Genomic DNA, 8,489 nt, shown 5'->3' with positions numbered 1-8,489 from the left:
GCGTGATCGGCCGCCGCCATCGCCACCGTCGTCAGCGCCACGCCGGCGAGGCTGAGCAGGAGGCCCCGGAGCGGAGCGCGGGCGAACCAGGGGGCCGTCAGCGCACCGACCAAGTACCCGACATAATTCGCCGCGGCCCATTCGGCGCCCGCGGCGGCGGTGAGGGTGTCGTCGCGCATCATCAGCGGCATCAGGGGCGTGAACGCGAACCGGCCGATCCCCATCGCGACCGCGAGGGCGACGAGGCCGCTGGCGACGATTGGCCAGGGCGGGCGATTCGGATCGGTCGGAGCGTGCGGGAGCGTACTCATGTCGGCACCCCTTGAACACCCGCGGGGCGTTCTTGGAAAATGAATTTTTGTGACGTACGGTTCTCTTGATGAGAACGATGGATCTGGACGACCTCGACATCTTCCGCTGTGTGGTCCGAGAGGGCGGCGTGACGCGGGCGGCGACGCGGCTGCACCGGGTCCCGTCCAACGTGACGACCCGCATCAAGCAGTTCGAGGCCCGTCTGGGCGTGGCCCTGTTCCGCCGCGAGGGCCGCAGCCTGAACCTTACCGAGGCGGGGCGCATTCTCCTGGGCCATGCCGAGACGCTGCTGCGGATGGCCGATCTGGCCGAACAGGAGCTGCGCAGCGGCGTGGTCCGCGGCGTCCTGCGCCTGGGCTCGCTGGAGAGCGCGGCGGGGGCGCGGCTGCCGCCGATCCTGTCGGCCTTCCACGCCCAGTTCCCCGACGTCACGATCGAGCTGCAGACCGGGACGAGCCGCGCCATGCTCCGGCAACTCGAGCGCTTCGAGATCGAGGCGGCCTTCGTCTCCGAACCGTTCGATCACTCGAGCCTGTCGTCGGTGCCGGCCTTCGACGAGGAGCTGGTGCTGATCACCGGCCGGAATGCGCCCGGGATCGGCACCGGCACCGGCCGGCGGACCCTGGTGGCGTTCCCGCACGGCTGCTCCTATCGCCAGCGCCTGATCGCGTGGCTGGCGGAGGACGGGGCGTCCTACGACCGGGTTCTGGAGATGAGCTCGTACCACGCCATCGTGGCATGCGTGGCCGCCGGCACCGGTATCGCCATCGTGCCGGCGGCGGTGCTCGACAACGCGGTGATGAGCACGGCGATCGAGCGCCATCCGCTGCCGTCGCACCTGCGCATTAACTGGACCCGCCTGGTCTGGAAGGGGGAGGCCAGCGCGGCCCTGCGCGCGCTCACGATGCTGCTGCCCGATGCGGCCGGGACCAGCGCGCCGGCGTAGGGCGCGTGTTCGCCCCTACCCGTAGGTGTGGTCGTCCGCCGGGAACCGACCGGCCTGCACGGCGTCGGCGTAGGCTTTCACGGCATCCTCGATATGGGCCCGCAGCGACCCGAACTGCCGGACGAATTTCGGGGTGCGCTCGGACAGGCCCAGCATGTCCTCCAGCACCAGGATCTGCCCGTCGCAGACCGCCGAGGCGCCGATGCCGATGGTGGCGGCGGCGACCTGCGGGGACGTGGCGATGGTTCGCGCCACCGGCTCGACGATGCCCTCCAGCACGATCGCGAAGGCCCCGGCCTCGGAGATCGCGCGGGCATCCTCCAGCAGGCGGCGCTCGTCGTCCGGCGCCCGGCCCTGGACCTTGAACCCGCCCATCGTGTTCACCGCCTGCGGGGTCAGGCCGATATGGCCCATCACCGGCACGCCGCGCTGGACTAGGAAGGCCACCGTCTCGGCGAAATGCGCCCCGCCCTCCATCTTGATCGCCCCCGCGCCGCTTTCCTTGAGCACCCGGGCGGCGTTGAGGAAGGCCTGCTCCCGGCTCGCCTCGTAGGAGCCGAACGGCATGTCGACCACCACCAGCGCCTTGGCGGTGCCGCGGATCACCGCCTGCGCCTGCAGGATCATCATCTCCAGGGTCACCGGAATGGTCGATTCCATCCCGTGCATCACCATGCCGAGCGAGTCGCCCACCAGGATGAAGTCGCAATAGGGATCGACGATGCCGGCGGTGTGGGCGTGGTAGGCGGTGAGCGCGATGATCTTGCGCCCCTCGGCCTTGCGCTTGCCGATGTCGATGGCTCGGAGCCGGCGGGACTGCACGACCTGCGACATGGTTCGGACCTCTTTCGGCTCATCGGGGTCGGCGGATGGCGCCCGAAACACCACGTTTCCCTCTCCCCTCTGCGGGGAGGGTGGGCCGGCCGTCAGGCCGGGTCGGGAGAGGGGAGCCCGGTTTCAGGAAAGGGCGTTCCAAGCCTGCAGGCCAGAGCCCAATCCTGAGCCGTCGCTCCCCTCTCCCGGCCCCCTTCGGGGGCCACCCTCCCCCGCAGAGGGGGGAGGGAGACACGTCTGCTCCGCTAGACCACACGAGAGGAGGGACGCGTTCCGCTTCATGCGACTCCTCATACACCGCCCCGCCCCGCGGGTCAGCGCCCCGCCTGGGGTTCGGCCGCAGCCTTCCAGGCCGGGTCCTCGCGCAGGGTCGCGGTCTCGTGCGTCTCCTGCCAACCCTCGACGCCCTCGGGGAACCAGCGCACGCCGGTATAGCCCTTGCGGACCAGACGCTTGGCCGCGTTCCAGCTACCCCAGCACTCCACATGGCAGAACACCACGACGGGTTTAGCCGTGTCGCCGCCGGTCAGCTCCGCGACCCGGGCGTAGAACAGGGCCTCCCGCTCGGGGGCGATCGGCTCGGCCCCGGCCAGCGGCATCCAGACCGAGCCGGGGATCGAGGGATGCACCGGCAGCCAGAGGCGGCCTTCGGGGAAGTTCGACGGCTTGCGGTCCGGGGCGGCGACGTCGATCAGCACCGGCTTGTCCGGCCCCGCCATGAGGGCGGCGAGCGCGTCGGCATCGACCACCGCGGCGCCCTTCAGGGTCTGTGGGGTGTAGCCCTTGGGCGGGCCGGCATAGAGCCCCTCCGGCTCGGGCACGTTGACGGGGGAATCGGCCGGTGCGGCGGCGAGGCAGCCGACGGCGGCGAACGCCGCCGCCAGCCGACCGATCAGGGATGCGCGCCGCATGGTCAGTTCGTCGGGCTCGGCGGGGTGAAGCTGTGCTGCCAGCTACCGCCGGCATTGTCGCTCGCCGCGACCTGGAGCGGCTTGCCGTCAGGCTTGAACGCGAAGTTGATCACCGGGTTCGAGGCGATCGAGATGTCGCCCGTCATCGTGAAGACCTTGCGGTCGCCGGCCGAGACGGTGAGCTTGTCGATGTAGCGGGCCGGCGTGTAGTCGCGGGTGACCTGGTTCATTTGCATGCCGGAGAAGTTCGGGTGGCGGATCATCAGCGTCGCCTCCACGGGCTTGCCGGCCTTCGTCTCGGCGAACTTCATCCGCATGTCGCCCATGCCCTTCATGGCCTCCTCGTCGCTCATGCCCATCGGGGCCGAGCAGCCGCCGGACGCCTTCACGAACTGCTTGGCCTCGTAGAGCTTGCCGTCCTGGGTCTCCACCACGGCGTGCATGTCGGTATAGTTGTTGACCCGCACCCGGAGCTTCAACTCCGCCGGGTCGGCGGCCGGCCCGAACTCGAACCGGGCCGCGTAGGGCGCCGGGTTGTCGTCGATGATCAGCGACACGGCCTTGATCTGCCCGTCCTGCGGCATGGTCAGGGTGATGGGGACCAGGGCGGCGTCGAGCGCGCGCGCCGGCGCATCGATCTTCACCAGGCTGTCTGTGGTCTCGATGGCGCGGTCGCCGAAGATCGACTTGGCGATCTCCTGCCAGCGCGCGGTCCGCTCCTGCTCGGTGTCCGAGGCGCCGGCGGCCCGGACGGGCCCCGACAGGGCGGTGGTTGCAAGGATGAGGGCGAGCGCTGCCGCGTGGGCGGTCTTGAGCGTCATGGCGTTTCTCCCGGTTGGTCTCAATATGGAGGTTCGAGCGACTATTCCCACTCGAGTTCCTGATAGGCCACGGTGACGTTGCGGCCGTGATAGGTGTCGAACAGGGCCCACTTGTCCCGCTGGTCCCGGGCGACGCTGGCCACCGCCTTCTCGATCGAAACATCCTTGGCGATCGCCGCCCGGGTGCCGTCGCGCAGGGCGGTCAGGTAGCCGCTCAAGTCGTCGAGTGCCGGGGCGAGATCGACCGAGACCGGCCCATGGCCCGGCACCGCCCGGGTCGCCCCCATGGCCTTCAGCCGCTCGATTTCCTTGAGCCAGCCCCGCAGGCTGCCGTCCAGCGACGGGATCCGGTTCACGAACAGCAAGTCGGCGGGGAACAGCAGGCCGCTGGCGGAATCGCGCATCGACAGGTCGCAGCTGGTATGGGCCGGCCCGTGCGCCGTGAAGGTCAGGCGCCGGTCGCCGAGGTTGATCTCCGCCGTGTCGGCCACGCTGAGGGTCGGGTAGACCACCGGCCCGGTGCGCGCCTCGCCGAGCATCTCGATCAGGCGCTGACGGTAGAATTCGCCCCGTGCGCCCAGCGCTTCGGCGAGCTTGGCGTGGCCGATGAACACTGGTTTGTCCTGCACGAAGGCACCCGCCCCGAACACGTGGTCCGGATGGACATGGGTCAGCACCACGTGGGTGATCGGCTTGGGCGTGCGCTTGGCGATCTCGGCCCGCAGCCACTGGCCGTCCACCAGGCTGCCGCCGGTCTCGGTCACGAGCACGCCATCGCGGCCGACGAGGAAACCGATATTGGCGATCGCGTCGGCGTTGTCCGGCGAAGCGTCCGCCGTGAGGCCCTGGCGCATGAAGATGCCGGGGCCGACCTCTTCCATCGCGAAGCCCTCGGCGGCGCGCCCGAGACTCGGCAGGCAGCATAGGCAGAGGCCGGCGAACAGGGCGTGACGTCGCGACAGGGTGCAGCCCGCACCGGCGGATTCGCCTGGATGGACGGCGGACGCCGTCATGCCGGAACCTCCCTGGTCTTGTTGCCTACCATTAAGTAGGTAGATCTTTCGGTGGTCAAGTGGCATGTTGGGGGGCGGGCCCCGGACGGTCACACGTTCACGCGAGCCGCAGAAACGATGTCTGACCGATGCGAGACACACGGACCGAGCTGCTGAACCAAGCCGAGATTCTGGTCCGGGGGCGCGGCTATGCCGGCTTCAGCTACGCCGATCTCGCCGAGGCGGTGGGCATCCGCAAGGCGAGCATCCACCACCATTTCCCCACCAAGGTCGATCTCGGCGCCGCCCTGGTGGCGGCTTACGCGGCCCGCTACGACGCCGCGCTCACGACGATCTGCGCCGATGTGCCGGACGGTCCCGGCCGGATCGTGGCCTATGGCCGACTCTATCTCGGCGGCGTCGAGCAGGGGCTCGGCTGCCTGTGCGCGGCTTTGGCCATCGAGGGCGAGGCCTTGCCCGAGCGCCTGCGCGCCGACATCGCGGCGTTCTTCGAAACGCATCTCGCCTGGCTGGAAACGATCCTGCGTGAGGGGCAGGCCGACGGCAGCGTCCAGCCGGGCCAGGAACCGGCTGTGCTCGCCCGCTACGTCATCGCCACGCTGGAGGGGGCACTGCTGATGGAGCGGCTGTTCGCGAGCCCGGCGGCCTTTTCGGGGACTCTGGCCGTGCTGGTGGACGGCCTCAGGCCGCGATGAACCGCGCGAACCCGTCCGCCCGCAGCCGGCAGGCCGGGCAGGTGCCGCAGCCGTAGCCCCAGGCGTGCCGCGCCCCGCGCTCGCCGAGGTAGCAGGTGTGGCTGTCCTCCACGATCAGCTCGACCAGCGGGCGCCCGCCCAGAGCTTCGGCCAGCCCCCAGGTCTGCGCCTTGTCGAGCCACATCAGCGGCGTGTGCAGCACGAACCGGCGCTCCATGCCGAGGTTGAGCGCCACCTGCAGCGCCTTGATCGTGTCGTCCCGGCAATCGGGATAGCCGGAATAATCGGTCTCGCACATGCCGCCGATCACGTGCCGGATGCCGCGCCGATAGGCGAGCGCCGCCGCGAAGGTCAGGAACACGAGGTTGCGGCCGGGCACGAAGGTGTTGGGCAGGCCCGACGCCTCGAACCCGATCTCGGCATCCCGGGTCAGCGCCGTCTCGGAGATTTTTCCCAAAGCATCGAGCGCGACCGTGTGGTCGTCCCCGAGGCGGGAGGTCCAGGCCGGCTGGACGCGGCCCATGCCGGCGCGCAGGACGGCCCGGCGGTCGAGCTCGACCCGGTGTCGCTGGCCGTAATCGAAGCCCAATGTCTCGACAAGGTCGTACCGGTCGAGCGCCCAGGCGAGGCACGTGGCCGAATCCTGGCCGCCGGAGAACAGGACCAGCGCCGATCGGTCGCCGATGATCGCAGCGTCAGTCGCCATCGTACTCCGCCCAGGACATCGGCGTCTCCGCGACCCGCACCCGGGCGAGCCCCGGCAGGTCCGGCCGCAGCCGCTGCCAGATCCAGGCCGCGATGTTCTCGGCGGTCGGGTTTTCCAGCCCCTCGATCTCGTTGAGGCAATGGTGGTCGAGCCGCGCCAGCAGCGGCCCGAAGATGCTCTCGATATCGTAGAAGTCGATCACCCAACCCGTATGCGGATCCACCGGCCCGGAGACGGTCAGCTCGACGCGGTAGGAATGCCCATGCATCCGGTGGCAGCGATGCGTCGCGGGCACGTTCGGTAGCCGGTGGGCCGCCTCGAAGGTGAAGGCTTGGGTGATGTTCATCGTTTTTTTCGTAGCGATCCCGCCCGCGCCCCACATCCTGAGGTGCCCGGCGATCGGAGATCGACGGGCCTCGAAGGAGCCCTCCAGGGATCGCCGCGAGTCCTGGGGCTCTCCTTCGAGGGCTCCGCTTCGCTGCGCCACCTCAGGATGAGGTGATCTGGTGGGAGGAACGCGGGATCGACGGATCCGTTATCGGGTCCGCCCGATATAGCATCGAATCGTGGTTCGCGCGCCTACCCACCGCTCTTCCCGGAAACCCCAGCCTGCGCGAAGGTCGCCATGCCGGTGTGGCAGGCGAGCGCGCCTTTGAGCAGACCGATTGCCATGGCGCTCCCGGAGCCCTCGCCGAGCCGCATCCCCAGTGCGAGCAGTGGTACCAGGCCAAGCCGTTCCAGCACCTCCGCGTGGACGCCCTCGGCCGAGACGTGGCCGGCCAGGCAATGGTCGAGTGCGGTCGGGTCCACGGCGTGGAGCAAAGCCGCTGCCGCGGTGGCGACGTAGCCATCGATCACCACCGGGATGCGCTGCAGTCGGGCGGCCAGGATCGCGCCGGCCATGGCGGCGATCTCGCGGCCGCCGAGCCGGGCCAGCACCTGGAGCGGGTCGCCGAGATGGCCGGCATGGTGGGCGAGCGCCGCCTCCACGGCTGCAACCTTCCGGGCCAGGCCGTCCTGATCGACGCCGGTGCCGCGCCCGACCCAGTGGGCGGGCTCGCCACCGAACAGGGCGGCGTAGAGGGCGGCCGCCACCGTGGTGTTGCCGATGCCCATCTCGCCGATGCCGAGGCAATCGGTGCCGGCGGCCACCGCCTCCATGCCGAACGCCATGGTCGCCACGGTGGCGCGCTCGTCGAGGGCCGGGCCTTCGGTGATGTCGCCGGTCGGCATGTCGAGGGCCAGGTCGAACACCTTGAAGCCGAGCCCGTAGGCCGCGCAGATCTGGTTGATCGCCGCCCCGCCGGCCGCAAAGTTGTCGAGCATCTGGCGGTTGACCGCATCCGGGAAGGCCGAGACGCCCTTGCGCGTCACCCCGTGGCTGCCGGCGAAGACGCAGACCAGCGGCCGGTCGAGGCTCGGCGGTGCCTTGCCCTGCCAGGCTGCCAGCCAGGACACGAGGCTCTCCATCCGCCCGAGCGAGCCCGCCGGCTTGGTCAGGGTCGCGTCCCGGGCGGCGACTGCCTCCTGCGCGTCCCGGTCGGGGCCCGGCATCGCCTTGAGCAGGTTGCGGATGTCGTCGAACGGGCCCGGATCTGTCTTTGCGGCGTCGGACTTAACGGGGTCGGTCATGGCGGCGATGATTTCCTGTGGGCGCCCGCGAACGGGGAGACGGCGGCGTATCGGGGCGCCTATAGTGATCCTGTGCCGCCCGACCGTTCGCGATCGGCTCGCCCCGCCGGGGGCGGTGGGGGAGAGACCGCGATGGACAGGCAGACCGGCGGGGAGGCCGACTGGCCCGGGCGCGGCGCCCTCTACGACCTCGCCGGGTGCCTGCGGTTCTACTCCCGCCTGCCCGTGCCGCAACTGCCCGGCGAGCCCGATCCGCACCGGGTCCCGGATTTCACCGCCCTGCCCCGGATGCTGCCCCTCGCCGGCCTGATCCTCGCTCTTCCCGCCGCCCTGACGCTGACGGTGGGTTGGTGGATCGGGCTGGGGCCGTTCCTGGCCGCGACCCTGGCGGTGGCCGTCATGGTGCTGGCCACGGGCGCGCTCCACGAGGATGGCCTGGCCGACGTCGCCGACGGCTTCGGGGGCGGCGCCACGCTCGAACGGCGCCTGGAGATCATGCGCGACAGCCGGATTGGCGCCTATGGCGGGGCGGCCCTGGTCCTGGCGCTCGCCCTGCGCATCGGCGCGCTGGCGACGCTCCTCGACCGCGCCGGCTACGCGGCCGCGACCGCGCTGATCC

Annotated in this window: 11 protein-coding genes; 3 read left to right on the top strand and 8 right to left on the bottom strand. The window is 70.4% G+C overall.

All coding sequences use genetic code 11. The features are described 5' to 3' along the window. A partial coding sequence (locus FV228_RS14090) for a YbfB/YjiJ family MFS transporter (RefSeq protein ID WP_147855198.1) occupies positions 1–311 on the bottom strand: 311 nt, incomplete at its 3' end. Between the two features lie 77 nt (positions 312–388). Here FV228_RS14090 and FV228_RS14085 point away from each other — a divergent pair. Beyond that, complete coding sequence (locus FV228_RS14085; protein ID WP_187277749.1) at positions 389–1,258, top strand: LysR family transcriptional regulator; 870 nt, start codon at positions 389–391, stop codon at positions 1,256–1,258. A 15-nt stretch (positions 1,259–1,273) separates the two neighbouring features. Here FV228_RS14085 and panB read toward each other — a convergent pair whose 3' ends face one another. The 4 genes from panB to FV228_RS14065 all read right to left on the bottom strand — a co-directional run bounded on the left by panB (position 1,274) and on the right by FV228_RS14065 (position 4,837). Further along, the gene (gene panB, locus FV228_RS14080; RefSeq protein WP_147855196.1) at positions 1,274–2,092 is read right to left on the bottom strand and encodes a 3-methyl-2-oxobutanoate hydroxymethyltransferase; all 819 of its coding nucleotides are present in this window, start codon (positions 2,090–2,092) and stop codon (positions 1,274–1,276) included. A gap of 314 nt (positions 2,093–2,406) precedes the next feature. After that, on the bottom strand, positions 2,407–3,003 hold the full coding sequence (locus tag FV228_RS14075; protein WP_147855195.1) for a rhodanese-like domain-containing protein: 597 nt from the start codon (positions 3,001–3,003) through the stop codon (positions 2,407–2,409). A 2-nt stretch (positions 3,004–3,005) separates the two neighbouring features. After that, positions 3,006–3,824, bottom strand: coding sequence for a quinoprotein dehydrogenase-associated SoxYZ-like carrier (locus FV228_RS14070; protein WP_147855194.1), 819 nt, complete (start codon positions 3,822–3,824; stop codon positions 3,006–3,008). A 41-nt stretch (positions 3,825–3,865) separates the two neighbouring features. Beyond that, the gene (locus FV228_RS14065) at positions 3,866–4,837 is read right to left on the bottom strand and encodes a quinoprotein relay system zinc metallohydrolase 2 (RefSeq protein ID WP_147855193.1); all 972 of its coding nucleotides are present in this window, start codon (positions 4,835–4,837) and stop codon (positions 3,866–3,868) included. 128 nt (positions 4,838–4,965) lie between these two features. Between FV228_RS14065 and FV228_RS14060 the strand changes: the two genes are divergently transcribed. Then, the gene (locus tag FV228_RS14060) at positions 4,966–5,532 is read left to right on the top strand and encodes a TetR/AcrR family transcriptional regulator (RefSeq protein WP_147855192.1); all 567 of its coding nucleotides are present in this window, start codon (positions 4,966–4,968) and stop codon (positions 5,530–5,532) included. Here FV228_RS14060 and queC read toward each other — a convergent pair. The 3 genes from queC to cobT all read right to left on the bottom strand — a co-directional run bounded on the left by queC (position 5,519) and on the right by cobT (position 7,870). Next, the gene (gene queC, locus FV228_RS14055) at positions 5,519–6,238 is read right to left on the bottom strand and encodes a 7-cyano-7-deazaguanine synthase QueC (RefSeq protein WP_147855191.1); all 720 of its coding nucleotides are present in this window, start codon (positions 6,236–6,238) and stop codon (positions 5,519–5,521) included. The two genes, FV228_RS14060 and queC, sit on opposite strands and share 14 nt — an antisense overlap. Continuing rightward, positions 6,228–6,584, bottom strand: a complete 357-nt coding sequence (gene queD / locus FV228_RS14050) for a 6-carboxytetrahydropterin synthase QueD (RefSeq protein WP_147855190.1) — start codon at positions 6,582–6,584, stop codon at positions 6,228–6,230. The genes queC and queD overlap by 11 nt, the downstream gene beginning before the upstream one ends. A gap of 233 nt (positions 6,585–6,817) precedes the next feature. Continuing rightward, the gene (gene cobT / locus FV228_RS14045) at positions 6,818–7,870 is read right to left on the bottom strand and encodes a nicotinate-nucleotide--dimethylbenzimidazole phosphoribosyltransferase (RefSeq protein ID WP_147855189.1); all 1,053 of its coding nucleotides are present in this window, start codon (positions 7,868–7,870) and stop codon (positions 6,818–6,820) included. A gap of 132 nt (positions 7,871–8,002) precedes the next feature. Between cobT and FV228_RS14040 the strand changes: the two genes are divergently transcribed. Then, on the top strand, positions 8,003–8,489 hold a 487-nt coding region (locus tag FV228_RS14040; protein WP_187277748.1), incomplete at its 3' end, for an adenosylcobinamide-GDP ribazoletransferase.

Source organism: Methylobacterium sp. WL18 (assembly GCF_008040015.1).
GTDB lineage: Bacteria > Pseudomonadota > Alphaproteobacteria > Rhizobiales > Beijerinckiaceae > Methylobacterium > Methylobacterium mesophilicum.
The sequence above is the reverse complement of the archived record's forward strand: the minus strand, read 5'-3'. Positions and strand labels throughout refer to the sequence as shown.

What these genes read in the sequence shown, in the direction of transcription:
- FV228_RS14085 (WP_187277749.1), top strand. Translation starts at nt 389, where the DNA reads ATGGATCTGGACGACCTCGACATCTTCCGCTGTGTGGTCCGAGAGGGC.
- panB (WP_147855196.1), bottom strand. Translation starts at nt 2,092, where the DNA reads ATGTCGCAGGTCGTGCAGTCCCGCCGGCTCCGAGCCATCGACATCGGC.
- FV228_RS14075 (WP_147855195.1), bottom strand. Translation starts at nt 3,003, where the DNA reads ATGCGGCGCGCATCCCTGATCGGTCGGCTGGCGGCGGCGTTCGCCGCC.
- FV228_RS14070 (WP_147855194.1), bottom strand. Translation starts at nt 3,824, where the DNA reads ATGACGCTCAAGACCGCCCACGCGGCAGCGCTCGCCCTCATCCTTGCA.
- FV228_RS14065 (WP_147855193.1), bottom strand. Translation starts at nt 4,837, where the DNA reads ATGACGGCGTCCGCCGTCCATCCAGGCGAATCCGCCGGTGCGGGCTGC.
- FV228_RS14060 (WP_147855192.1), top strand. Translation starts at nt 4,966, where the DNA reads ATGCGAGACACACGGACCGAGCTGCTGAACCAAGCCGAGATTCTGGTC.
- queC (WP_147855191.1), bottom strand. Translation starts at nt 6,238, where the DNA reads ATGGCGACTGACGCTGCGATCATCGGCGACCGATCGGCGCTGGTCCTG.
- queD (WP_147855190.1), bottom strand. Translation starts at nt 6,584, where the DNA reads ATGAACATCACCCAAGCCTTCACCTTCGAGGCGGCCCACCGGCTACCG.
- cobT (WP_147855189.1), bottom strand. Translation starts at nt 7,870, where the DNA reads ATGACCGACCCCGTTAAGTCCGACGCCGCAAAGACAGATCCGGGCCCG.